The sequence below is a fragment of the Leptospira biflexa serovar Patoc strain 'Patoc 1 (Paris)' genome, assembly GCF_000017685.1.
Classification (GTDB): domain Bacteria; phylum Spirochaetota; class Leptospiria; order Leptospirales; family Leptospiraceae; genus Leptospira_A; species Leptospira_A biflexa.
In genome coordinates this window covers 314,388-339,463 of record NC_010602.1, presented here as the reverse complement: position 1 = coordinate 339,463, position 25,076 = coordinate 314,388, and the positions used below count along the sequence as shown (strand labels likewise).

Genomic DNA, 25,076 nt, shown 5'->3' with positions numbered 1-25,076 from the left:
TTAACTGTTTTTGTAGAGCTCCAAAATTCTGTCTTTGTATTTTTCTGTGATCACATGGCGTTTCATTTTCATGAGATTTGTGAGTTCATCACCTACTTCAAATGGTTTTGTGATGAGAGTCACATATTGCACTTGTTCGAAGTTTTTAAAACCAGTTTTAACACTGTTAAAATTACGAACTTCCTTTTTATAAAACTCAATGACCTTTGGATGGGTGATGAGTTTTTCAGGATTTTTTTCAGTGATTCCGTTTTCTTCTGCCCATGGAATGAGGGCATCAAAGTCAGGAACGATGATGGATCCAAGAACCTTTTGGTCTTGTCCCACTACCATCGATTGTTTGATGTAAGGTGATTCATCAATTTTGTTTTCGATTGGTACTGGTTCTACGTTTTCACCGCCGAGTAGTACGATGGTATCCTTCGCGCGACCCGTGAGAGTCAGGGTCTTTTTGAAGTTGATCATCCCGATATCACCAGTGTTCATCCAATTGTCTACGATGGTTTTTTTGGTGGTTTCCGGATTTTTATAATACCCTTTCATCACTTGAGGTCCTTTTAAATGAACCACACCCTTTACACCTAACTTACCAAAGATGATGTTTCTTTTGTCATCGATGTGGCAAAGGACATTTCCTGCATCATCACGGATTTGCACTTGGCTCAGAGGAACAATATCACCCACAGAACCCATAATCGGACGATCGAAAGTTCGAGCGGAAATTACAGGTCCGGTTTCAGTCATTCCATACCCTTCGAGAACCGTGATTCCAATGTCCATAAAGAAGGCATCCACGTGTTTTTGTAAGGCACCACCACCCGAAAGAGTGGCACGCAAATGACCACCAGTAGCTTGTCTAATTTTGGAGAGAACAATACGATCCAATGTAAAGCTATTAAACAAAACTCCAAGTCCCGCTAACACATAGAGCGGAGTTTTGAGAGGACTTTCTTCTGGAACCAAAAACTGCGATGCTACAAGAGAAAGAATGGTCAGTGTGAAAGGACCAGTGAACAACAATTTCACGATGGAAACAATCGACAAAACCAATGATTGTAAAATATTCCTTCCTTCGTAATCCACTTCCCAACCCTTGAGAAACCGAATCGCCGCATGGTAATGTTTTGAGAAAAAGTAAGCGACTTTGAACAAAAATCGTCGTACAGGTGGAGTTTGTTTTGGATCATTGATACGAGTGTAAATTCCGTTATAAATGCTTTCCCAAACCCTAGGTGCCGAAGCCATAAAGGTAGGCCTTGCTTTTTGGATGTCGTTACGAAGTTCTGTGACCTTTGTGTAATACGTGGAACCACCGTTGATGATGGCAAAGTATTCGACAACTCGTTCAAAGATATGCCATACAGGAAGGATGGATAACATACGATCGTCAGGTGTGACTTTGGCAACTCGTGGAACCACATAGTGCATCTGGTGGATCATGTTAGAATGCATGAGCATCACACCTTTTGGCATACCAGTCGTTCCGGAAGTGTAAATGAGAGTGTACAAATCGTCCGGTTTGATTCCAGACATACGTTTTTCCGCTTCTCGTTTTCCTTTGGAGCGAAGTTCCCTTCCTTTTTCCAAAAGATCGTAAAAGTGTAAAATTCCAGCACCTGACTTGAGTTTGGTGTCCTTGTCCATGATGATGACGGTTTTTACCGATTTCACCTGGGATTTGTTATTTTTGAATTTTTCGTAAACCTTATCGTTTTCTAAAAAAACAATTTTGGCTTCCGAGTGGTTTAAAATGTAAACGATTTCCGAATCTGTGATGTCAGAACCACGAGGGACATTGGCCGCTCCAGCAGTTAACACGGCACAATCGGCAATGATCCACTCGACACGGTTGTCAGCAAGAACGCCAACATGTTCTCTCGCTTTCACACCTAAATCAATTAGGGCTTCTGCAAGTGCGATACCATCTTCGTAAAGTTGTTTATAGGTTAGGGCCTGGTAATCCTTTTCTGCATTTTTATACCAAAATGCTGGTCTTGGACCAAATTTTTCTGCGGATTCCTTATAAACTTCTGCTAGGTTATTTGCCATATCTCTCCATCTAAAAGCGGTCTTTATGATAGACCCTACTTTCAGATGGTCAAGAGAAATTTAGGCAATTAGTCCCAGTGGAACCCTTCGCGTTGGTGTCCTTTTTTCAAATGGCGTTCGCGAATTTCGCGGAGTTTGGTCATTTGGGAGAGGTTGAGTAGGTTACGTGCCGCAAGTCCCATTTGTGGGAGAAGGGATTCGTCTTGTGTGTTGGCTAAAAACTGGTTGGTCTTCACAAAGGAGCTTTTAAACTCCAAATTCATCTCGGGATAGAAATCCATACAAGCCTCCGTGCTTTCCGGTTTCCGGGGTATTTGTTTTTGAAGGTTCCCACCATCCGTGGTAGGTAGCCTTCCCCCAATATATGTATCGCCGAAAAATGAATATCCTGAAGCAAAAAATTTTGCTTGTACTATTTTTTTTTCTCTGATTTTTGGTATTCGTTCATGACAATTCGATTGGAAAATTCTACAGGAAGACGAAGCGGGCGCTTTGTTGCTTATGAGTACGGAGAAGACCTTTTTGGCACTCTGTATTTGAATAAGTTTTCTGGTCGCGAGAAAGGTCGGCTCATCGACAAATGGAGATTAAATGACTTAGGAAGTCTCATTCGTGTGCTCGATACAGAGATTTCTCGAAGGGAAGAAGAAAATTACGAACGACCTCTTTTCCATTAATCCAACGTATACTTTCCTAATTCATAGGAAAAACAAATACAAAACCAAAATTCAGTTTTTCACCAAACGACTTCGCAGAGTTTCAATATTTAGGTTCATCCATTTTTTTGTTTTTTTCTTTGCTATCGTTTATTGTTATCTTTCCAAACTTTCCTGGATCGAATATAGTCTCTCTCTATTTCTGTTACTCCCTTTTGTATACCTTGTTCGGTTGTATTCCTTACGAAAGGAACAACTTCAGTTTCTTAAGCAAACACTCCAATTCATTGAAGGAGAAATCTTTAGACTCACTGGAGATTTGAAAAAACTAAAAACAAGGGAACATTGGGAATATCCAGTTTTTGTAAGAAACCATCCACTTTCTATTGATTTGGATCTTTGCACCAAACAAGGGTTTTTGGGGGTGTTTGATACAACTGTTACAGACAATGGATTCCAAATTTATTTGCATCAATTTTTGCAAGAAAAGAGTCCTTTTGGAGAATTCAAACCAAATCCAATTTCTGTAGAACAGATATTAAATCAAAGAAATTATCCCTTCCAACTGATGCGTAAGTTTTTGGTATTGGATGGCGAACCAAATGAAAAATTTGTTCTCCCCCAAGTCAGTCAAAACTCTGATTTTTGGAAAAAACGAAAATGGCTCCGGTGGTTTTTTCCGATTTGGGGAATGTTTTCTCCTCTTTATATTCTAGTTGGATTATTATTTGATCTACCTCTCATTCCCTTATTAATCCTTCTCAATGGAATTTTATTTGTGAGTTATCGCAAAGAATCCATTTTGATATGGAAGGAAATTAAAAGTTTAAGTTTCGCATCGAATTTGTTCAAAAAAACTTTTATATTCCTTTCGAAAGAAAGAAAAATCACCAAACAAATGCTAAAGAGGATTTCCAATTTAGGAGATTCTTCGGAATTACTCGTCTCTCCCCTTCCCCATTTGATTTTGAATTTATTATTTTTATGGGATCTATGGAAAATCCAATCTTTACAGAAATGGAAACAAAACTTTTTAGTCCATTGGAATGAATTACAAAACAAAATCACAACCATTGATTCTATTCTTCCTTTGATTAATTTTGGCTATTTGAATCCTGACGCAAACTTTGCCAAAATCTCGGACGATACAAAGTTAAACGCCGAGTCTTTGGTTCACCCACTCCTTTCCCAGTCCCATCGAGTATTCAATCCCTTACCTGTCATGAAACCAGGAGATTTAATGATTGTCACTGGTTCGAATATGAGTGGAAAAACAACGTATTTACGTTCGATCGCCATGTCATTGTTACTTGTTGGATCAGGTGCGCCTGTCTTGGGGAAAAATTTTGAGACCCCAAAATTTCAAATCCACACTTTGATACGGTCCCAAGATTCTATGGAAGATGGAGTTTCCTTTTTTTATTCCGAAGTTAGGAGACTTTCTTCAATCATCCAAAATGCAAATGGATCCAATAAAACTCCAATTTTGTTTTTAGATGAAATCTTAAAGGGAACCAATTCAAAAGAAAGATTCATTGCCACTCGAGAAATTTTATCTGTGTTACGCGAAAAAAACTGTATCGTCTTTTTAACGACTCATGATTTGAAACTGACCGAGATTCCTTGGGCAAAACGATACCACTTCACCGAACTAGAAAGAGACGGGCAAATGGATTTTGACTACAAAATCAGAGAAGGAGTGTCTAGTTCGACAAATGCATTAAAAATCTTAAAAAAAGAAGGGATTCCGATTCGCAACGAAGCGGATACCTGATTAAACTTTCTCAGATACTTGAGTTTCATTTTTCATGGAATGAATCCTTGACAAAGTTAAAAATTTACTTAACAGTTGTTGAATTCTGGCTAATGCCAACGACTGGAGTGTTTCGTGAAAAAGTTATTAACAATTCTAATTTTTGCTTTGAGTTTCCAATTATATGCCGGTGACTTAAAAGACGACCTAAAGAGTGCAACAGGTGATAGCGAAAAAATATCCATCCTCGCTGAGATGGGTAAATCGGGAGAAACAAAATATGTAAAACCTGTTACCGAACAATTGGAAAAAGGGGAATCCAGTAAAATTCGCGCCCAAGCTGCCACCTCCCTAGGTGATCTAAAAGCAGGGTTCAATGAATTACACAAAGCATTCGACAACGATGATGTTTATGTGAGAGAGGCCTCCATAGAAGCACTAGCAAAAATTGGAAATTCTAAATCACAATCTTATTTTGAAAAAGGAACAAAAGATAAAAATGAAAAGATTCGTTTTTATAGCGTTCAAGGATTGTCAAAGGTTGGAAGAAGTGGAAATGCTCCTATCTTCAGAAATGCAATCGAATGGAAAGACAAACCGACCCAACTCGCTGCCATTCGTGGGCTTGGGAACATCAATGCATGGGATGAGTGGAAGTATGTAAAACCATTTTGTTCAAACTCTGACAAAGATTTTGTGATGGCATGTTTGTACAGCGCTGGGAAATTTAAAACCGACGAATCATTGTTAGCGATTGAAAGTTTATTAGCAAGCCCTGACACAGAAATTAGCAAAGAAGCTTTTGATGCCATTGCCAATTTTAAACCAGCACAAGTCATTCCTACTCTCATTCGATTTAAAAAAACAAATCCAAATCATCCAAATTTAGCTGATTTAAGTGCCAATTTAAAAAAACTGAAAGCAGCAAAACAATATGCGATCATCAATGTTTCGGATCGATTGAACTTACGTTCCAAAGCGAATGAAAGATCGGAAGTGATCACTGGTCTTCCTGGAAATGCTGTGGTAGAAATTATCTCTAGAGAACCAAGAAAATACATTATCACCAATAGTAAAGGGGAAGAGATGGAAGACTTCTGGTACCAAATCAAAACAAGTGATGGTAAAAAAGGATATTTATTCGGTGAATACATCCATGTAGTGGATAGTTATTAAAAGGTTCACCCATATGAAATTAATTCAAAATTCCTTCGGGATCTTGATCTTATTGTCAGCTGTAGTTCTCGTGAACTGCAGCAAAAAAAAAGTAGAAAACTTCACTGTTCCCAAAAAAATATTTTTTATCGATACAAAAGATACAATTGATGTTTTACAAACAGAAGAACCATTAGCTGAAAAAATTGGGACCATTAGTGACTCAGATTCCGTGCAAGTTCTTGCTCTAGTATCATTTGAAAAAAAAGATATGGTATACAAAACATACCAAATCAAATGCCCTACTTCAATCAAACATAAGTGTAAAACCGAATTTGGTTACATTCGAGCGTTTGATGTGGAAGGTGGTGGTTATACTTCTTCTTCCTCCGATTTCTCTGTTCTTCTCAAAAAGAAATTAATTGTATCAAATGAGGAATACACTGAAAGTAATCAATTAAAACAATTGATCCTTGAACCTAAATCAACTCTAAGTTCGATTACGATCAATCACTTCAGTATTTTTCATTTCTTAATTCGTTCCTTGATGACAAAACCAGAGGATCAATTTCAAAAAATGGAAGAGGTGTACCAAATCCTAAAACTAGCAGAAAATCCTTCGAGAGAAGATCAATATGTTACCTCGCTTAAGAAAAAATACCCCTTTCTAAATGAAGTGAATGATTCAGGTGCCATTTCTTCTGTCACAACGAATAATGATTTCGAACAAAAATTAACTGAAGCAAGAAACGAATTGATGAACTCATTCATCGCTGGATTCCCACTACGAGCTTCCACCTTTAAAGGATTAGTTGGACAATTCAATAAATTAAAAAACTTTCCTTATTTGTCTGAGAAAGTATTCGAATATCTCTCAAAGGAAGGAGTTTATTCTGTTTCTGGATTTGAAACTCAGTATTTAATCAATGCAGAATCAGGTTCTACGGCTCTGAACAAACTAAAAAAATTGGAACCTAATTTAGATCCAACGAAAACACTTGGAATGTATCAGATCTTACATGACTCAGAAACCAATTACCAAATCAAAATTCAAATTTTGGATGGAATGGGAAATGTAACAAAAGAGGAAAGTTATCCTATTGTTTCGATTTCTGCTGAAGAATCAGGAAATTCTTTAGGTTTTAAAATCAAAGCTGACAAACAAGATATGATTTTATCCCCTTTAGAAACAACACCTAATCTACTAATTGCAGGGGAAGGTTTCAAAGAATTTGTAAAAGCCATTCCAAATGATTACAAAGACATCATCAAAAACAATGATTACAATAAAGCAAAGTTGTTAATTGCTCTTAAATTTGGTGAAGGTGGATTTGATGAAAAATTAGGTAAAATGGTTTATATCCTTTCTGCTTCCAAACGGTATTGGATTATGTTGGATTTGTTTCGCTTCAATCCAAATGTAAAACGATCTCATGATTATGACGGTACATTAGAGACTTCATTTTCTGTTGATGAACACACTTGTATTTCCACAAGCAAATGGAGACAACCAAAGGGTGAATTGTACATCACAGGAATTGAAACGAGTTGTTACTCAGATAGTGATGAAGAAATATCTCCAACGGAATCTATGTGTTTTTATGAGGGTGGTTCGATGTTCTATCAATTTGAATTTTCACCATCGGAACTCAGATCCGATAAACCTTACGTAGAATTTAAATTTGAAAATTCTGGAGTCTGCCAAGCCATCCAACATATCATGTAAAAATGGTTTATTGATTACGAATGAAAAAACCAAAGAATCAGTTTTTGGTTTTTTCTTCTGTTTTTTCTTCCTCTTCTTTGCCACCAAAAATTGTCCGAAACCCCTTCCAACTTTTTTGAACACCTGTGGTGACATTGTCCACTGCTCGATTCACATAATCAGACATTGCAGAGCCTGCAATTCCACCCACAGCTGCACCCGCAGGACTTGCTAAAAAAATGGTTCCAGCATAGACCGAACCCAACCAAATCGGATCAATAAAAGGAGAGGACACTCCGTACGTTCCTCGATAGATGATTGGTAATTTTAAGGCTTTGCCAGCAACCCCAGGAAAAGCAATCGTAAACTTCATATCGATTGATTTGTTGAAACCAATTTTCCCACCACCAGAGCCTGCAATTCCATCTGCTTTTAGAGCAAAATTTTTAATCTCAATATTCTCATTTGCATATTGAAAATCAAACTTCAATTCGTTATACGGAGTCGCTCTACTAAAATCAATTTTTTTCAAATTGATTACACTTCCAATGGAACTAATTGGTTTTAATATGTTTGTGTAACTGAGTAACTCTCCATTTTTTGCATTGATATTTCCAATGATTTGTAAATTCGGAAGTAAACCATCCTCTGAATCAGAAGGAGAAAAAATCATAAAATCAGAATCTATATTCCCAGTGATTGGAGAAATTTTAAATATATCAGACAATACGGGAGCAATCGAAACATGTTTGATTTCACCTTTTAAAGTAAGACCAACTGGATTTGACCAACGATAATCGCCGGAACCAATCACAACGCCATCATATACCTTTAATTCATAGCGATTGATGTTGAGTTTTCGTTTTGCATAATGTACATTGAGCTTTAAGGAATCGGCTTTGAAATCGGCAATGTTCAAATTTCGAAAATTAAAATTTAAATACACATTCATTCGATTCACATAACCAGTGTTTGGCAATCCACGAGTGAGAATTGATTTTTCAAAATCTGGATCGATCCAAATTTTGGCCACTTTCAAGATGCTTGGAACATCTAAATAATCGGATGTTGCTTCAAAGGATACAGTCGGTGATAATGGAGGTTTCAGGAAGTTTACATATCCGGAAGCATAAAGTTTCGATTTACCCTTCCATTCGATCACGATATTGGCAAAATTAAATTTGCTCTCATTGATATCGTAATGCATGAGAGTCGATACATGGCCATCTGCAAACGTTTTTCCATCTTTTAGTGCCAAATCTTTAATATGCAATTGGTCTATCACGGCATAAATCTTTGACTCATCACGCTTATAAAATGGGATCGTACCTGTTGTTTTTACAAATCGTAAATCACCTCTTGTAAAAATGATTAAAATATCGTGTAAATCGATACCTTTTAAATTTTGAAATTGGAGTTCACCTTCCAATCTTAAAGATTCATAAGTCATCTTATCTTCTACAAAGAAAAAATTTGAACTTAAGGTGATTGGTTCGTGATTCAATTTTCCATATAAATAAAAATCAAGATTACGAAGATCTTGGTCCAAATGAAGTGTTGTTTCCCAAAGATATAAATTAATATTTCGTGAGTAAAGTTTGTCTTCGAATAAAATGGTGATATTTTTGATTTCAATTTGATTTACGAAATTTACAAAAGTTTTGGAGAAATAAAGTTCGGTTGGAGTTTCTTCGGTGTTTGAATCTAATGATTCTATTTCATTCTTTGTTTTCTTTTTGGGATCAGGATTTGGTTGGGAGGAAAGCCTTTCAAATAGTGGAAACGATTCGTCTTTTTCTCTTGTGATTTCAACTGTTCCAGTATTTAAATATATTTTCCTTAACTCCAATGATTTTCCAATAAAAACTCCATAATATATTTCGATTCTAAGTTTGTTCACATGAATGATTTCATCATCCGCTTTAGATACGGTGACTTCATTCAATTCAATACCTGGGAATGGGAAAAAAACTGGTTCCGAACTTTTATAATTCACGTTCAGTTCTGTTAGTTTATAAGTTGATTCGAGAATTAAATTTTTGTAATAATCGGGATCAGCAAGTAGAGGGTATAATATAAAAAACATTGTCATCGAAATGACAAAGATAAAAGTTAAAAGTGTTTTTCCAATTACACCTTTGATCGTATCACGTAACGTTAGTTTCACAAAAATTTTACAACAATGGGAAATGGCATTTGACTCGATGCAGTTCTGAAGGATAAGTTTCTTTTGGTTCTTCTGTTTTGCAAATCTCTTTTGCAATGGGACAACGAGTATGAAACTTACAACCTTTTGGTTGGTTGAGAATACTTGGGATTTCCCCAACGAGAGGTTGGGAAATTTTCTCTCGTTGTTTCAAATCAAAACTGGCTGAAAAAAGAGCTTTTGTATAAGGATGGAGTGGTTTTTGACTTATCTCATCGCGACTTCCTTCTTCTACAATTTGCCCCAAGTACATAACAGCAATTCGATCCGAAACATGTTTTACGATATTGAGATCATGGGAGATAAACAAATACGATAGACCATATTTTTCTCGTAACATTAGTAAATTATTAATCACTTGTGCTTGCGTTGAAATGTCCAAGGCCGAAACCGCTTCATCACAAACTACTAAACTTGGTTCTAAAATTAAGGCTCGCGCAATCGCAATCCTTTGCCTTTGGCCACCACTAAATTCATGTGGGTATCTGTGCAATATGTCCGAAGGTAGATTCACTTCCGATAAAGCTTTGATAGCTTTTTCTTTTTTTTCTACAGCACTCAGCTTCGGAAAATGGATTTGTAAACCCTCCGTAATGATTTCTTCAATCGTAAAACGAGGGTTTAGCGATGAATAAGGGTCCTGGAAAACCACTTGGATTTTTCTTTTTAAACGTTTTTGTTCATCCTTGGAAATTTTAGTGATATCCTGATCATCAAAACTGATTGTACCATGGTCAATCGGCAACAAAGATAATATGGCACGACCAATGGTTGACTTTCCACAACCTGATTCACCTACTAGTCCTAAAATCTTTCCTTTGGGAATGGTAAATTGAACTCCATCGACTGCGACGAGTCGTTTTGTCGAAAAAGAAAGGGATTGGGATTGTTTATAAGAAACAACCAAGTCTTTTACATTAAGCACTTTCCTTTCCTCCAAATAAAAAACATTCTACAATTTGAGATTCTCTCACCAAACTTGGATTTGGTATTTTAACATCACAAATCTCTAATTTGTCTTTGCAACGAGTATGAAATCGACAACCAGAAGGGTAGGATTTAGGTGAAGGAACAATTCCGTCAATGGTTATGAGTTTTTTACCAATGTTCTCATGCGTTGGATAGGCGGAAATCAGTGCTTGTGTGTAAGGATGTTTAGGAGTATCGATCACCAAATCCACACTTCCTTGTTCAACAATTTTTCCTGCATACATCACAGCAATTCGATCCGCAATATTACTCACTAAACCAATATCATGAGAAATAAATAAAACGGACATTCCATGTTCTTTTCTCAATTCTTTGAGCAACTCTATTAATTGAAGTTGGATGGTGACATCAATGGCACTAGTAGGTTCATCCGCGATTAAAATTTTAGGATCACACATAAGAGCCATTGCAATACAAACTCTTTGTAACATACCACCTGAAAATTGGTTCGGGTATTGATCGAGTCTCTGTTTGGCGTCGGTAATTCCAACTCGTTCCAACAAATAAATTGCTTTTGTTTCTGCCTCTTCCTTAGAACCAAGTCCATGTAATAAAAAACTCTCAATCAATTGAATTCCAATCTTATGTAATGGATTGAGAGACGTAAAAGGTTCTTGGAATACGTAAGCAATTTCTTTTCCTCGAACAGATCTTAGGTGTTCGCTGGAAGCTTTCATCAAATCGGAACCTTCAAATGTAATCGAACCCGTTGGATACAAAGTGGTATTGGAAGGCAATAATTTGGTTAATGCCAAACTTGTAATGGATTTTCCACATCCAGACTCTCCCACAAGTGCCAAGGTTTCGCCTTTTTCTAAATGAAAGCTGATTCCACTCACAATGGGTAAAACACCATCGTCAGTTTTGATATGGATACTTAAGTCTTTTACTTCGATGGCTTTCTCTTTGGAATTCATTCGTAAACTACCTTATCTTTTGGATCAAAGGCATCTCGTAATCCTTCCCCAACAAAAGCTGAAAACAAAATTGTTAAAAACAATGCAACAGATGGAAAGGTAATTAACCACCAAGCGGTCAATCTTTCTCTCCCTTGTCCAATGAGTTCTCCCCAAGATGGATTGGGAGCAGGGATTCCATATCCCAAAAAGTCCAATGCAGATAAAACAGATATAGCTGAAATCAAAATAAATGGTAAAAAAGTAACCAGTGGTGTGAGAGAGTTTGGTAATAAATGCCTCATAATAATCGAATAAGAGGATGCACCCAATGTCTTTGCCGCATCAACAAACTGCTGTTTGCGGAGTTTCAGAAACTCTCCCCTCATATAATAACTGAGACCAATCCAACTTAAGGAACCATAGGTAACAATGAGAACCATAAACCCTCTTCCAAAAAAAGAACCCATGATCAAAATTAGATAGAGAAAAGGAATCGCTGATAGAATTTCAATTATCCTTTGTAAAAACAAATCAAGTCTACCTACAAAATAACCCTGCACTCCCCCGATAAATGATGCGAGAAGAATCTCGACAACAATGAGAATCAAACTAAAGGTCATGGCTAATCGATACCCATACACAATCCGTGTAAAAACATCGCGGCCACGATCGTCGGTTCCCATCCAATGGCGAAGAGAGGGTTTGGATGGTGGATTGGTGCCTTCCTCTAAACTATCCAAATTGTCTTCGTTCACACCAAAAGGAATCGGAGGAAAAATCATTTGATTGTTTGAATTTTGAAATCTTGGTTCACGATTTAGTTTTTTATAATTTGGTTCCGTTAAATTGACGCCACCAAATTTGGTTTCTGGATAAAATTGAACAATTGGAAAAGAGACTGATCCTTCGAACAGGACCAAAAGTGGTTTATTATTGATGAGAATGGGGGAAAATAAAGAAAGTAGGTATGTATAAAATAGTACCAACATAGAATAATAGGCACGTTTATTCTTTTTGAATTTTTCCCACTTACGAACGTTTGCTGGATTTGATATAAACTTCATTCGAAATCAATCCTCGGATCGATGATGATATAACAAAAATCGGAGACAATTTTACCAATGAGTCCTAAAAAACTTTGTGCAAGTAATAAGCCCATCATTAAGTCAGTATCCCTCTCGCGCACAGCTTCAAAACTGAGAAGTCCCATTCCATCAATATTGAATACCAACTCAATGAAAAGTGAACCAGAAAATATTAAAGTTAAATTACTTCCAAATCCTGTCGCGATCGGTATGAGAGAATTTCGGAAAGCATGTTGAAAGATAGCATCCGAAAAACTTAATCCTTTTGAGAGTGCCGTTCGTACATATTCTTTTGCAATTTGATCAAGCAAACTATTTTTCATCAGTAATGTCAAAACAGCAAAACTACCGACCACATAACAGATCACAGGCAAAAACATATGTGCCAATCGGTCTTTAACTTTCCCAATAAAACTTAAGTCCTCATAAAAATCGGAAACTTCATGCCCAAGTGGAAAAAATGAAAACACCTCGCCAGAAGCAAATAAGTATAAAAGTAACATCGCAAAGGCAAACACTGGAAGGGAATACGTAAAAAAGATGATAAAACTTGTGATAAAATCAAAACGACTTCCTTCTTTTAAAGCCTTTTGGATTCCCAAAGGAATACAGATAAGGTAAGTCAGAAAAAAACCTGACAATCCGAAAAAAAGTGAGACAGGTAGTTTTTCAATGATGAGTTCGGAAACCTTTCGCGAATGGAGTCGGGATTCACCCAGATCAAACTGTACAATTTGTTTCAGCCAATACAAATAGGCAATGGGTGCAGGTTTGTCTAAATGGAGTCTCTTTTTGATGAGTTCAATTTCCTCTTGGGAGATTTGTTTGGTGGAAGCACCCGCTAAATTAGCCGATCCTTTCAGTTTTGCAATTTCGCTATTGAGTGGGCCACCTGGTGCAAAATGAGAGATCAAAAAGACTAAAAACGTGATTCCAAGTAAGGTTGGAAAAATTAGAAGAAAACGCTTTAAAAAATATTTCCACATGGTTTAGAACTCCCACCAGTCTTTCGACTTTTGATAACCTTTCAATTCTAAATATCCTTTGGCTGACTTTTTTTGAATTGGATCGTCTGCCTTCACAGCCCCTTCCCAATAGATGGTTTTTGTTGAATCACTTCCATCAAACTCTTGTTCATTGAATATTGGAGATACAATCCATTCTCCACCAGGGTATTTGATTTTCCATTGAAGAGGATACTCAATTTTTGTGTTTTCACTTTTCCAAGGTATTCCCATTGGTTCCATTTGAATCTCTGATACATCACTCCAGTAAGTGACTTTCCCCCTTACATCACGATAGGTTCCAAATATTTCAGGACTTACCTTGGATGATTCTCTAAAGCGAAAGAAAACGTAGTCACCACCTTTGTCATCCATCAAACTAATCCAATCCCAACCAGATTGACCCTTTGCTAAAGTTGGAATGTTTTTAGAAGCTTTTTCACTCCATTCGTGATCCATCCAAGAATCCCCAGAAAGTATAGATTCTTTTTTCCCTTCGATCCACAAAGACCCTTTCGTTTTAAGTCTCGGATAACTATAGTAATATGAAAATATTTTTGGATTCCGTTTTGATTTGATAGAAATTCCATCTTTTCCATGGGATAAAATGTTTCCATTACCCTCTAAACTTAACTCTAATGCAATTTCACCTGATTTTGGTTTTGCTTTGATAAAAAATTGATCTTTGGAAAGAATTTGGAATTCATATTCTCCACTAAAGATTCGATTCTCTTTATTTCCCGCAAGATCACCTAAATTCCGTTTGATGGTTTGAGAAGTGTAATGGCGTTTTTTTGAAAGATCGGATATGGCAAAATGAACTGGGTAGAGTTCTGGATTCCAACTATCTCCATCAGAAAATTTCAATCGAAAAAAAGATAGTTCATATCCATATAAATTTCCTGATTCAGCTTTGATATGACCAACAAAGTAACACCACTCCAATCCAAAGTCCGAATGGAAGTTGTGGTCTTTTGGAAAACTAAAATGGAAAAAACATAGTGAAAGCAGGATAATTTTAATTGATTTCATTGGGCAAAGACTCCCACTTTTTTTCCAGTGGAAGGATATGTAGATAGGTAAATTCGATGTGTTTCATCTTATCGATCACATCTTTCATTTTTTGTTTTTGATTCAATTTACGATACAATTGCGCTAAGTTATACAAGTTAGAGAGGTTGGAATCATTGATTGAATAGGCTTTTTTCCATTCTAACTCCGCTTTTTCATATTGTTCCATTTGGTAATAACAATAACCCAAAATTGCATGTGATTTAAAATGATTGGTTTTGAACTTATTATACGATTCAAGCATACTAATGGCCTTTTCGAAATCGCCACTGTATGCCAATGCCTTACCATAATTGAGTTGTGTATTCAGTTCTCTTGGTAAAATCTGATGGGCTTTTTCGTAGGAAACAACCGCCGATGGATAGTCTTTTGAATGGTATGCTTTATCCCCTTCTGACTTAATCACATTAAATTCTTCTAATTTAGGAGATAACTGTAGACCAAGTAAGGTAATATCATCCATCGCATCAGTTCCCATCGTAAATTCACGGTGGTGGTTCATGATGAGCTCAACTGTTTCCTGGATCGAGGCATTGGCATTTTCTTCTATGAGCTGTATGAGTTTTGTTTCACCAAATGCATGTCCATGGTCATTCTCAGCTTCTGTTAGACCATCTGTGTACAAAAACAGTTTATCGCCAGGTTCCAATTGAAGGTAAAAGTCTCGGTAAGTGTCCCCTGCATCAGGAAACATTCCAAGGAAGGTCCCGTCGCCTTCACAGACTTCCGCCTTACCTGTCTGATGTCTGAATAAGATAGGCCTTGGATGCCCAGCAATCGAGTACGATACTTTATAATCGGAATGGATGAGAAGGTAAACACAAGTTGTATACCCTTGTTGTTTGACTAAGTCTAAAAGTTCTCTATTGATGAGTTTAAATGTTTCCGAAGGTTTTGGTTTTTTAAAATTCGAAAATAACATTTTGGATAAAGCAGTGATAAACGCGGCTGGCACTCCATGCCCAGACACATCACAAACAGCAACACCTAACTTATCTGTTTGGTAGGGAAAATAATCATAATAATCTCCACTCACTTCTTGCATGGGACTAAAACCTGTCCAAAACTGTATTCCATTCCAATCAGGAATGATCTCGGGGATCAAACCTTTTTGGATGTTCTTTGCCAGACGAAGGTCTTTGGCCATGGAGTGTTGTTTTTTTTCTAACTCTTGTTTGAATGATTTGAGCACTTCGACAGCGGCTTCTAAATCACGATTTTCAATGGCAAGTTCCCTGGATTTACCAACAACATCTCTCACATCCACGATGGACATTTCTTCCAATTCAGTTTCGGAACGTGAAGTGACCATCACTCGATGGCGCGAAGAAACATTTTCCTTTGTTAGGTGAGACCTAGACAAATACAAATTATCGTCCGACCATTCTAATTCATATTCATTGGCATCAGATCCAAATTGGATACCTTCTCCCAGCTCTTTGTGTGAAACGTGAATCCCAAAAAGTTTTGTTTTGGTCATTCTGATCTGAAACTCTTTGAGTTCAAAGAGTAGAGCTAAACCATTCAACATCCCTTGAAAAAAAACGGCATCATACCACTTCTCTTGGTATTCAGGTAAATAAACAAATACAAACTTAAAATGTTGATCCGATATAGGTTTTACATTTAAGTAAACTGCTCTCGTTAGGCGACCAATTAAAATCGGCAACCTATGGATCATTTCTACTAAATCAATTCTAGAATCATCAAGTGGTAACAGATCGTATGCATTGGTGATGAGTGCTTCTGTCCCCACATGGTATAAAATTCCTGATATGTCTAATGATAAGGAAATTTGTTGGATGATTTTATCTTCAAGGGATTGCGAAATCCAATAATTGGGATCTTTTAGAATCCGATTGTAGGTGGTATCATCTAAAATCTCAGGAAAAGGATTGGTGTGGATCGATAGATTGTTTTCCCGCTCATACACTTGGATGAGTCCCGATACTCGTTTTGATGATATTTCTCTTGCAGAATGCAGTGGCTAAACCCTCCCGAAGATTCCCCTTCGGTAGGAGAAAAATAAATTTCAATCGATCCCTAGGCAATAGATTTTTCTATGGAGATATGATTTGGTATCTAAGAGTATTTGGAATCTTTGTTTTTGTGTTTTTTTTCGCAGTCCTTTCTCAAAAGGAAAGTCGTTTGGAACACAGTTGGGAGGTAAAATTAAAACCCGAACAAACACAAAAGATCTTATACGAATCCTTCCAACCGAAATCCTTTCGCCCGCCGACCCTTGGCGAGGAATGGGAGTCAAAATCCCTAGGGGAAACAGTGCAATGCAAAACAACCGCTGTCACAAATACACCGACAATTTCTTTCCAAATTGAGACAACAGGATTCAAACATTACCAAGTACTCAAAGAGACATACCAACTGGATCCGACGGAGAACGGTGTTCGCGTGAAAGGAGTTTTGGAAATCCAACCGGCTCCCAATTTCCTTTCTAAACTTTTATTTTTATTCTTTGGCAAGGCGGATCTACATCACATCGCCACTTCGAAAGAAAAACGATTCTAAACTTACTTTTTTAAACTCTCGATGAGCACAGTTGCCATCACCATCACACCCTCACTTCTCCCCAAAGCTCCCATTCCTTCCGAGGTGGTTGCTTTGATTGAAACACAATCTAACGGAAGTTTGGTGATATTTGCAAGGGAAGCATTGAGTTCTGCTCGGATCGGACTTATCTTTGGATGGTCTCCCACATAGGTGCAGTCCACATTGATCAGTTTGAATTTTTTCTCAGCCACAAGTTCCAAACATTTTTCGATGATGCGAGTGGATTTCATATTTTTGTATTGCGGGTCAGTGTCCGGGAAATGGACGCCAATATCTCCGAGTGACAATGCACCCAAAATCGCATCCGCCACTGCATGTAAAATCACATCAGCATCACTATGACCGAGAAAGGCAAACTCTGATTTAATCTCAACTCCCGCAAGCACAAGGGGGCGAAAGGGTTCATGGATTAATTTATGAAAATCGATTCCGTTTCCGACTCTAAACATATTATTTTTTATAACTCAACTCTAACATACGATTCACAGATTTTTGGGCAAGGCGAATCACTTCCTCGTCCAAAAAGATTTCAAACTGTTCCTTCAAAAGGGCATCTCTTACTTTTTCCAAAGTAATTTTTTTCATATGAGGACAGGTTTGGCAGGTGGAGACAAATTCTTTTTCAGGGAATTCAGACCGTAAATTATCTCCCATCGAACACTCTGTCACAAGCATAATTTTGTCCGTTTTACTGTTCCGAATGAAATCCACCATTTGAGAGGTTGAACCAGAAAAATCAGCTTCTTTCACTACATCTTCATGGCATTCTGGGTGAGTGATGACAGTGACACCACCAGGGAACAGGCGTTTTGTGGAACGGATGTCTTCTGGAGTGTATATTTCGTGCACCATACACCGACCAGGATGAGAGATGATGGTTTTTGAGGTTTGGTTACGAACATTCCCAGCCAAATATTCATCAGGCAAAAAGATAACCGTATCCCCTTCGACCGCATTCACAATTTGTACGGCATTGGCAGAGGTACAACAAACATCTGTTTCCGCTTTGACTTCCGCCGAACAGTTGACATACGTCACAACGGGTACACCCGGGTATTTCGCTTTCAAGACCTTCACATCCTCTCGAGTGATGGATTCTGCTAAGGAACACCCAGCTTTTGGATCTGCGATGAGAACCTTTTTCTCCGGGGAAAGGATTTTGGCAGTTTCCGCCATAAAATGAACCCCGTTGAACAAAATCATATTCGCAGTTGTTTCTTTGGCCATTTTGGAAAGATACAATGAATCTCCGATGATATCGGATACTCCCCAAAACACATCCGGAGTCATATAATTGTGACCAAGGATCACAGCATTTTTTTCTTTTTTGAGACGACCTATTTCTTCTGCGAGGGGAAGGATTCGTTCTTCAATTTCATGAGGAAGGTAAATCGGTTTTAATTTTTGGACCAATTGGTCTTTGGATACGAGTGACATTTTTATCTCCTTATAACATTCATTGGAAAGGATCTGATCCAAGAATGGTATCAGTGTCCTGAAGTCCCGAATCAACGGGTGGAACGGAATTCTCTAATGAACCACATTGGTTCATGGCTTCTTGCCAGGAAGTTTCAGCACTCGAAGTGCCTGTACGTTGGACTCTTCTATATTCTGAATTGGAAGCAAATGAATTTTGGTTACATGCTTTTGTTAGATTATAGGTTAAGTTGATTTTGGAAAAACAATCAAAATACAAAACGGCAACGGCGTCTGTACTCAATTCTTGTGGAAGGATTTGCGCTTTTAATCTTGAGATGAGACCTGGACAAACATTCGCACTCACATCAGCGACTGCCACACAATTTGATTCTGTGAGAATAAATCTTTGACAAGCAGATTGGATGGGGCTCCCTTGAGAGAGTAACGTACTTAAAAGTTCTGAATTGGATTCTTCTTTGGATTTTTTCGTACAGGCAAAATCCATAAATACAATGCCAATGAACAAAAAGAAAACCACCACAATCTTACTCATCTCGATTCTACTCTCCTTCTTACTTGGTGGTCTTGTCTATATCCTTTTTCTGAAAAAAAACAAGGAAGACACCAAAGAATCATCCTACGATTCCCGATCGGAAATCTATTGGCAGAGGTTACAAAATCGCCCAGAGGTTCTCAAAGGACCAGGTTACCCGGAGGATCTGCGCGATTTTTTGGAAACTTTACGAGGAAAGGAAACTTATCTCTGGAAAGGTGACAGGGACCAAACCTACCTTCATCTACTGACAGAATATCCGGATGAACGAGGCCATGTGCTTTATGCTGTCTATGTCGCTTATATGAACTGGAAAGAAAAAAGTTTGGAAATGGAAACTTCTCCGGCACTTTCCTCCTACGAAAAACTAACGGCCGTAAATCGCCTCAAGGGAGAGATTTTTCCAAGTGATTTAAGAGGTCTCATTTTTCCCAAACACCCCACTTCGCCACCAGTCATTTTATCCTCTTATTTGGAAGATTACATTCAGAGAAATCCCTATAGCTATGCCCGAGAACGGAAATCAATTTTCCTTCGTAAAAAAGAGGAACTTTACCAAAAGGAAAAATGGGACATCCAAAGTTGGGAAAGCCCTTCGTTTTACCGAGAGGTGGTTGAGATGATCTACGAAAGGGAAATGAAGGAAATGACCGAAGAGGAAAAAACTTTTTATCGCAGTTCTAAAATCGAGGAATTGAAATCGGATTTTTGGAATTGACAAGACATGTTTCGATCCCCCATATAAATGAGGTTATGAAACAAATTCTATTCTCCTTTCTCTTAGTAGGATTCTTATTCCAATGCAGTAGCAGTCCCAAAAGACTCGACAATGCTGATGATTATATCTCCGACTCAGGTGGACTCACAAGCCAAGAATTGGTGAAAGCGGCCGAAAAATTAGCCGGTCAAATTGGGGAGTACTTCAAAGAAAACCCACATGAAGAAGGTGTTTTTGTGGCACACTTCCCTACGCGAAACGATACATCCGAACAAATCCAAACGGAACTTTTTGACAATGCGTTTGTTTCCAAACTCATCAAAAACAAAATTTACACAGTCCGTACAAAAAACAGAGAACAATCACTCAACGAAATCCAGTTCAGCTTGTCTGGTCTCACATCCAATCGACTTTCCATTGGGAAACTCAAATCTCCTAACTTTTTTGTTCGATGTGACATCAATGAAAACATGTTCACTTCCAACGGTGAAAAAATTGTAGAACAGTCGATCAACATCGAACTTGTAGAAGTGGAAACTACCATTGCCGTTTGGTCAGAAAAAGTATCTTACCGAAAATTAGCAGTTCGAGGTAATAAAGGGGTTAGTTGGTAATCCCTTCCATCATTGCATGAAAAAATCATTTCTCTTTCTTTTCCTTCTCATTCTCGGTTGTGCAAGTGATTACAACAAAATCATCCAAGCAACCGAATCGGCATACTATGGTCAGAATTATGATTCTGCCATTCCAAAAATTAGAGAACTGTATGAAGGTTCATCTAACAAGGACAAACTTCTTTTTTTAATGGAAGCTGGTATGATCTTTCATACCAAAGGTGACTACGTCACATCCAACAAGGTTTTCAAAGAAGCTGAAGACATTGCAGACAATATCAAAGTCAGTATGACGCGGTCTGGACTTTCGTTCATCCTATCCGATAACGAATCCAATTATACTGGTGAAGATTTTGAAAGAGTCATGATTAAGTTCTATATCGCGAATAATTACCTATTACAAGGTGATACGAATAACGCGAAGATTTATTTTAGAAGATTGGATTTTGAATTAAAAGAGATGCGATTTTTGGCAGCGGAATACCGCCAAAACAATGCTGCTCGTCTCATCGATGCCTATGTATCAGAATCGCTTGGCCGATACAATGATGCACGAGTCCAATACAAAAACATGGAACAACTCATTGGAAAAAGCCAAAACTTGATCGCTGACAGGTATTTTTTAGCGGCAAAAGAAGGTGATTCTGGTGATAAATCCAAATACGCTGCCGGACGATCCAGCTTACAAGCTTACACTCGTTCGATGCAAAGAACATCTCCAGAAAATGAAAAACTTTCTGAAGTCATCATCATCCATGAAGCAGGAAAATCGGCGATCAAAATGTCGAGAGGCCGTCTCATCGAAGACGAATACTTCTCTGCTGCTCTCCGTGGTGCCGTGGAAGTGGGACTACGAGCCAAAGGCGCAGGTGCCTCCCTTGCGGGTGCGATTGCCGCTCTTTCTGTGGCGGAAAACCCAATCCCTATTTATAAAGAAAGAGATCCAAAAGGATCACTTCCCAAACGGTATTTTATCAACGGAGTGGATGTTGGGCATTCTGATATCATGAATAATTATTCTGAAACAGCGATGAATAATTTTAATGAAAACTACAAAGCCCTCATCACCAAAAACCTAACTTCCTTATCTCTCAAGGTTGTCGCTGCTGTGATTGCATCGGAAGCAATGGCAAGGGCCATTGAGTCGGGTGGAAAAGGCAAAAACAATGATCTGGTTTCGGGTCTGATTCGAGTGGCAGCAGGGGCGGCGGCTGGTCTTGCGGTTTCACAAACCATTGCACCGGATCTCCGTTGTTGGAGGACAATCCCATCCAATTTCCAAGTGAAACGAGTCTTTTTAGCTCCAGGCGAATACGATTTTAAAGTCGAATCACCAGGATCTGTTGTGACAAGTGCTCCTAAAAAGTTGGTCGTTGAAGAAGGAAAACCTTTATTCGTATCGGTTCGATCCTACTCCAACTAACACAATTTAAATCTTCTAATCGTTTTTCTTTCGTAAGAAAGTAGGAATATCATAATCCTCTCCATAGTTTTGAAATGGGGAGGATTGTTTCTGGGCACCAAAACTTCGGTTCGTTTGCCGAATCCCTCTCGGTGCTTCCGTTTCTTTTGAAAATCCAGATTCTTTCTCTTCCGATTTTCTCAAATAAACCATCGGTGAAATGGTTTCTTCTGAACCCACTACCTTTTGTTCCCTTTGGTATTGTTTCCCTCTTTTGTTAAAACCTGTCGCAATGACGGTCACCCGGATTTGATCCGATAGGCTTTTGTCTTCATTGAGTCCTATGATGATATTGGCATCTGGATCTGCTTGCGCTGTGATGATTTGAGAGACTTCGTTCCATTCATGGATGGTGAGGTCACTTCCACCTGTCACATTGATGAGAAGTGACTTGGCACCTTGGATGCTGGAATCTTCTAACAAAGTATTGTTGATGGCTTGTTCCACTGCTTCACTCACACGAGTTTCGCCGCTTCCTTCACCCACTCCTAAAATTGCATCTCCTGTATCCTTCATAATGGTTTTGACATCGGCAAAATCCACATTGATGATACCTGGATGATTGATGATGTCACTGATCCCACGAACACCGTTTAACAAAATATCGTCGATCACTTGAAATGCCTTATCAAATGGAGTATTTTTGTCTACTACTTGGAAAATTGAATCATTACGGATCGTGATGAGAGTGTCCACATTGGCTCGAAGTTGTTCAATCCCTTGTTTGGCAAGTTCCGCACGTCGTTTGCCTTCAAAAGAAAATGGAACTGTTACTACACCGACCACCAAACATTTTAATTCTTTGGCAATCGCTGCAATGATGGGAGCGGCACCAGTTCCCGTTCCCCCACCCATTCCCGCAGTGACAAAGACCATATCGGCCCCTTTTAGTGCCGCAACAATTCGTTCCTTGTCTTCAATGGCCGCTTTTTCACCAAGTTCTGGATCACCACCAGCGCCCATCCCGCGGGTCACTTTGTTACCCAATTGGATTTTGACTTCTACAGGGGATTTGAGTAATACTTGTTCGTCGGTGTTCATCACAATGAAGTCAACACCTGTCATTTTGGAATTCACCATACGAGTGACGGCATTCATTCCACCACCACCAACTCCTATGACTTTGATAATGGCTGGGCTAGTTTTTTCTTCTTCTAGGTATAACATTCACTTTTCCTTAGAGATTATTCTCCATCCAACGACGAACCTTCTTCATCCATCCTTCTCCATCGGAAACGGAATGCATGTTTCTTTGTTCTAAATTTTGTATTTTGGAACTATATTTAATTAATCCTACAGCAGTTGCATATTCAGGGCTTGCAATTCGTTCCACAAGTCCACCAAGTCCCGCTGGTTTGGCACGACCCACTGACAATCGGAATACTTCCTCAGCCGTAACTTCAATTCCTTGCAAAAGAGATGTCCCTCCCGTGAGGATCACTCCACCCGCCAAACTCGACTTATACCCTGATCGAATGAGTTCATGGTCGATCATCTCTAAGATTTCGCGAACTCGTGGTTCCAAGATTTCAACAAGTTCTTGTCGAAATACTGACCTGGCCGGCCTTCCGGATATGGATGGAATTTCAAATTTTTCCGTTGGATCTACCATATCAATTCTTGTATGGCCATACCGTTTTTTGATGATTTCTGCTGTTTCTACTGTTGTTTTTAATCCGATGGAGATATCACTTGTGATGTGGAATCCACCAAATGGAACAACGGATGAATAAGCGATTCCGCCATCTACATAGATGATGATGTCACAAATTCCAGCCCCAATATCAATCACTGCTGTCCCTAAGTCTTTTTCACCAGCAGTTAATATGGCTTCGGAAGAAGCAAGGCTAGACAATACCTTATCCATTTGTAAAAGACCTGATTGTTCCACACATCGATCAATGTTATTGAGAGCAGTGTTCCCACAAGATACAATGTGGACCTCTGCTTCTAACCGAACACCCGTCATCCCGATGGGATCTTTGATGTTCACTTGGTCATCAACCTTAAATTCTTTTGTGAGTACATGGATGACTTGTTGGTCATTGGGAACATGGACTGCTTGTGCGGCTTCCACGACTCGCATGATATCCATCTCCGTGACAATTCGTTCTCGATTCGTAACAGCGATGATACCTTTTTCATTAAATCCATGAACTGATTTTCCAGAAACATTCACGACGACAGAAGTGATCTCTTGTCCTGCCATCAGTTCTGCATCACCAAACGCCTCTATGATGGACTTTGTGGTTGTTTCTATATTAACAATGGATCCATTTTTGATCCCTGTGGAAGGATAAACACCGGTACCGATGATTTCAATTTCATGATCTCCCACGAGTCGCCCGATGACAACTTTCACAAGAGAAGAACCAAGGTCCAATGCAGTTATGATCGGGGAATCATCTTCTATCATATTAATGGTAAACTGCGTCTTCTCCCCTTAAATCAATAGAGACTGCTTTGATGGATTCAGCTTCCATATAAGCAAGGGATGCATATAATTTTCGAAAAACATTGAGTTCTAATTTATCGCCTAAAAACACCTTCATGGGTTTGGGTGATTTTAAGTACATGGTATAATTACCATCACGTTCAGCGACAAGTTCAGAGATTCGAGTGGCAAGTGCTGGGTATAGAGAAAGGGCATATCGCATTTCTTTAGTGATATCAAAAATCTGTCGGCCTTCTAGTTTTTGTTCCCCTACTGAAAATGGTCCGCTCACCACAATTAAGTGAGTATTTAGGACTTGGTCTCGGGATAAAATTTCTAAACTTTCATCCACTTCATAAAGAGAACTACCTACATGTATGACAAATTCTGCGACTTTCTCCTCTATATGAATCAGTAAATATCCATCAGGATCTCTTGTGATTCGAACTTTATGAATCCGAGGGTGATTGGAGAGTTTTTTCTCCCAATCCTTCCACTCACCCATGTTTGGTGACTCTGAATCCGCTCCCAAATATACCAAAAGATCGGGCGGGGAAAGATACTGTAATCCTTCCCACTCTAAACGAGCTACTGGTTTGACAGGCCTTCCCCATCGAAATACCAATCCCAGAGCGATAAGCCCTGATAGGACGAGCAGGATCGGAATCACACGCCCAAATCGTTTTTCTTTGATTTCTTGGGGGGTGTCAACCATATATTGATTATGTCACATAG

23 protein-coding genes are annotated in these 25,076 nt (G+C 38.5%); 8 read left to right on the top strand and 15 right to left on the bottom strand.

Going from position 1 to position 25,076, the window contains the following annotated elements:
- A complete protein-coding gene (locus LEPBI_RS01645) occupies positions 1-2,049 on the bottom strand; it encodes an AMP-dependent synthetase/ligase (RefSeq protein ID WP_012387368.1) in 2,049 nt (682 codons plus the stop codon).
- A 68-nt stretch (positions 2,050-2,117) separates the two neighbouring features.
- On the bottom strand, positions 2,118-2,330 hold the full coding sequence (locus LEPBI_RS01640; RefSeq protein WP_012387367.1) for a hypothetical protein: 213 nt from the start codon (positions 2,328-2,330) through the stop codon (positions 2,118-2,120).
- Between the two features lie 165 nt (positions 2,331-2,495).
- Between LEPBI_RS01640 and LEPBI_RS01635 the strand changes: the two genes are divergently transcribed.
- The 4 genes from LEPBI_RS01635 to LEPBI_RS01620 all read left to right on the top strand — a co-directional run bounded on the left by LEPBI_RS01635 (position 2,496) and on the right by LEPBI_RS01620 (position 7,339).
- Positions 2,496-2,726 carry a hypothetical protein gene (locus LEPBI_RS01635; RefSeq protein ID WP_012476097.1) on the top strand — a complete coding sequence of 77 codons (231 nt, stop codon included), beginning with the start codon at positions 2,496-2,498 and terminating at the stop codon, positions 2,724-2,726.
- A gap of 211 nt (positions 2,727-2,937) precedes the next feature.
- Positions 2,938-4,479 (top strand): MutS-related protein, encoded by a 1,542-nt coding sequence (locus LEPBI_RS01630; RefSeq protein WP_012387365.1) that lies wholly within the window; start codon positions 2,938-2,940, stop codon positions 4,477-4,479.
- A gap of 114 nt (positions 4,480-4,593) precedes the next feature.
- Positions 4,594-5,634: a HEAT repeat domain-containing protein gene (locus LEPBI_RS01625; protein WP_012387364.1), complete on the top strand. Its 1,041-nt coding sequence runs from the start codon at positions 4,594-4,596 to the stop codon at positions 5,632-5,634.
- A 13-nt stretch (positions 5,635-5,647) separates the two neighbouring features.
- The gene (locus tag LEPBI_RS01620) at positions 5,648-7,339 is read left to right on the top strand and encodes a hypothetical protein (protein ID WP_012387363.1); all 1,692 of its coding nucleotides are present in this window, start codon (positions 5,648-5,650) and stop codon (positions 7,337-7,339) included.
- A gap of 37 nt (positions 7,340-7,376) precedes the next feature.
- Here LEPBI_RS01620 and LEPBI_RS01615 read toward each other — a convergent pair whose 3' ends face one another.
- The 7 genes from LEPBI_RS01615 to LEPBI_RS01585 are packed head-to-tail and all read right to left on the bottom strand — an operon-like array spanning position 7,377 to position 16,506.
- Positions 7,377-9,485: an AsmA family protein gene (locus LEPBI_RS01615; protein ID WP_012387362.1), complete on the bottom strand. Its 2,109-nt coding sequence runs from the start codon at positions 9,483-9,485 to the stop codon at positions 7,377-7,379.
- 7 nt (positions 9,486-9,492) lie between these two features.
- Entirely contained in the window at positions 9,493-10,449 is a 957-nt protein-coding gene (locus tag LEPBI_RS01610; protein ID WP_012387361.1) for an ABC transporter ATP-binding protein, read from the bottom strand.
- The gene (locus LEPBI_RS01605; RefSeq protein ID WP_012387360.1) at positions 10,442-11,431 is read right to left on the bottom strand and encodes an ABC transporter ATP-binding protein; all 990 of its coding nucleotides are present in this window, start codon (positions 11,429-11,431) and stop codon (positions 10,442-10,444) included. Before LEPBI_RS01605 ends, LEPBI_RS01610 begins: the two co-directional genes overlap by 8 nt.
- A complete protein-coding gene (locus LEPBI_RS01600) occupies positions 11,428-12,477 on the bottom strand; it encodes an ABC transporter permease (protein WP_012387359.1) in 1,050 nt (349 codons plus the stop codon). The genes LEPBI_RS01605 and LEPBI_RS01600 overlap by 4 nt, the downstream gene beginning before the upstream one ends.
- Positions 12,474-13,484: an ABC transporter permease subunit gene (locus tag LEPBI_RS01595; RefSeq protein WP_012387358.1), complete on the bottom strand. Its 1,011-nt coding sequence runs from the start codon at positions 13,482-13,484 to the stop codon at positions 12,474-12,476. Before LEPBI_RS01595 ends, LEPBI_RS01600 begins: the two co-directional genes overlap by 4 nt.
- 3 nt (positions 13,485-13,487) lie before the next feature.
- On the bottom strand, positions 13,488-14,534 hold the full coding sequence (locus LEPBI_RS01590; RefSeq protein WP_012476095.1) for a carotenoid 1,2-hydratase: 1,047 nt from the start codon (positions 14,532-14,534) through the stop codon (positions 13,488-13,490).
- A complete protein-coding gene (locus LEPBI_RS01585) occupies positions 14,521-16,506 on the bottom strand; it encodes a PP2C family protein-serine/threonine phosphatase (RefSeq protein ID WP_012387356.1) in 1,986 nt (661 codons plus the stop codon). The genes LEPBI_RS01590 and LEPBI_RS01585 overlap by 14 nt, the downstream gene beginning before the upstream one ends.
- A 137-nt stretch (positions 16,507-16,643) precedes the next feature.
- On the opposite strand from LEPBI_RS01585, the gene LEPBI_RS01580 reads away from it, so the two are divergent.
- On the top strand, positions 16,644-17,099 hold the full coding sequence (locus tag LEPBI_RS01580) for a hypothetical protein (protein WP_012476094.1): 456 nt from the start codon (positions 16,644-16,646) through the stop codon (positions 17,097-17,099).
- A gap of 2 nt (positions 17,100-17,101) precedes the next feature.
- Here LEPBI_RS01580 and ispF read toward each other — a convergent pair whose 3' ends face one another.
- From ispF to LEPBI_RS01565, 3 genes are read right to left on the bottom strand one after another with little or no spacing between them, the layout of a single operon-like run.
- Complete coding sequence (gene ispF, locus LEPBI_RS01575) at positions 17,102-17,590, bottom strand: 2-C-methyl-D-erythritol 2,4-cyclodiphosphate synthase (RefSeq protein WP_012387354.1); 489 nt, start codon at positions 17,588-17,590, stop codon at positions 17,102-17,104.
- 1 nt (position 17,591) lies between these two features.
- Positions 17,592-18,578: a quinolinate synthase NadA gene (gene nadA / locus LEPBI_RS01570; protein WP_012387353.1), complete on the bottom strand. Its 987-nt coding sequence runs from the start codon at positions 18,576-18,578 to the stop codon at positions 17,592-17,594.
- 19 nt (positions 18,579-18,597) lie between these two features.
- Positions 18,598-19,113, bottom strand: a complete 516-nt coding sequence (locus LEPBI_RS01565) for a hypothetical protein (RefSeq protein WP_012387352.1) — start codon at positions 19,111-19,113, stop codon at positions 18,598-18,600.
- On the opposite strand from LEPBI_RS01565, the gene LEPBI_RS01560 reads away from it, so the two are divergent.
- The 3 genes from LEPBI_RS01560 to LEPBI_RS01550 are packed head-to-tail and all read left to right on the top strand — an operon-like array spanning position 19,079 to position 21,868.
- Positions 19,079-19,831, top strand: coding sequence for a hypothetical protein (locus LEPBI_RS01560; protein ID WP_226992849.1), 753 nt, complete (start codon positions 19,079-19,081; stop codon positions 19,829-19,831). The two genes, LEPBI_RS01565 and LEPBI_RS01560, sit on opposite strands and share 35 nt — an antisense overlap.
- A gap of 35 nt (positions 19,832-19,866) precedes the next feature.
- A complete protein-coding gene (locus LEPBI_RS01555) occupies positions 19,867-20,445 on the top strand; it encodes a penicillin-binding protein activator LpoB (RefSeq protein WP_012387350.1) in 579 nt (192 codons plus the stop codon).
- A gap of 16 nt (positions 20,446-20,461) precedes the next feature.
- Complete coding sequence (locus tag LEPBI_RS01550; RefSeq protein WP_012387349.1) at positions 20,462-21,868, top strand: COG3014 family protein; 1,407 nt, start codon at positions 20,462-20,464, stop codon at positions 21,866-21,868.
- Between the two features lie 15 nt (positions 21,869-21,883).
- Here LEPBI_RS01550 and ftsZ read toward each other — a convergent pair whose 3' ends face one another.
- The 3 genes from ftsZ to LEPBI_RS01535 are packed head-to-tail and all read right to left on the bottom strand — an operon-like array spanning position 21,884 to position 25,056.
- Entirely contained in the window at positions 21,884-23,074 is a 1,191-nt protein-coding gene (ftsZ, locus tag LEPBI_RS01545) for a cell division protein FtsZ (protein WP_012387348.1), read from the bottom strand.
- Between the two features lie 10 nt (positions 23,075-23,084).
- Positions 23,085-24,323, bottom strand: coding sequence for a cell division protein FtsA (gene ftsA / locus LEPBI_RS01540; RefSeq protein WP_012387347.1), 1,239 nt, complete (start codon positions 24,321-24,323; stop codon positions 23,085-23,087).
- Position 24,324: 1 nt separating this feature from the next.
- A complete protein-coding gene (locus LEPBI_RS01535; RefSeq protein ID WP_012387346.1) occupies positions 24,325-25,056 on the bottom strand; it encodes a cell division protein FtsQ/DivIB in 732 nt (243 codons plus the stop codon).
- Positions 25,057-25,076 lie beyond the last annotated feature (20 nt).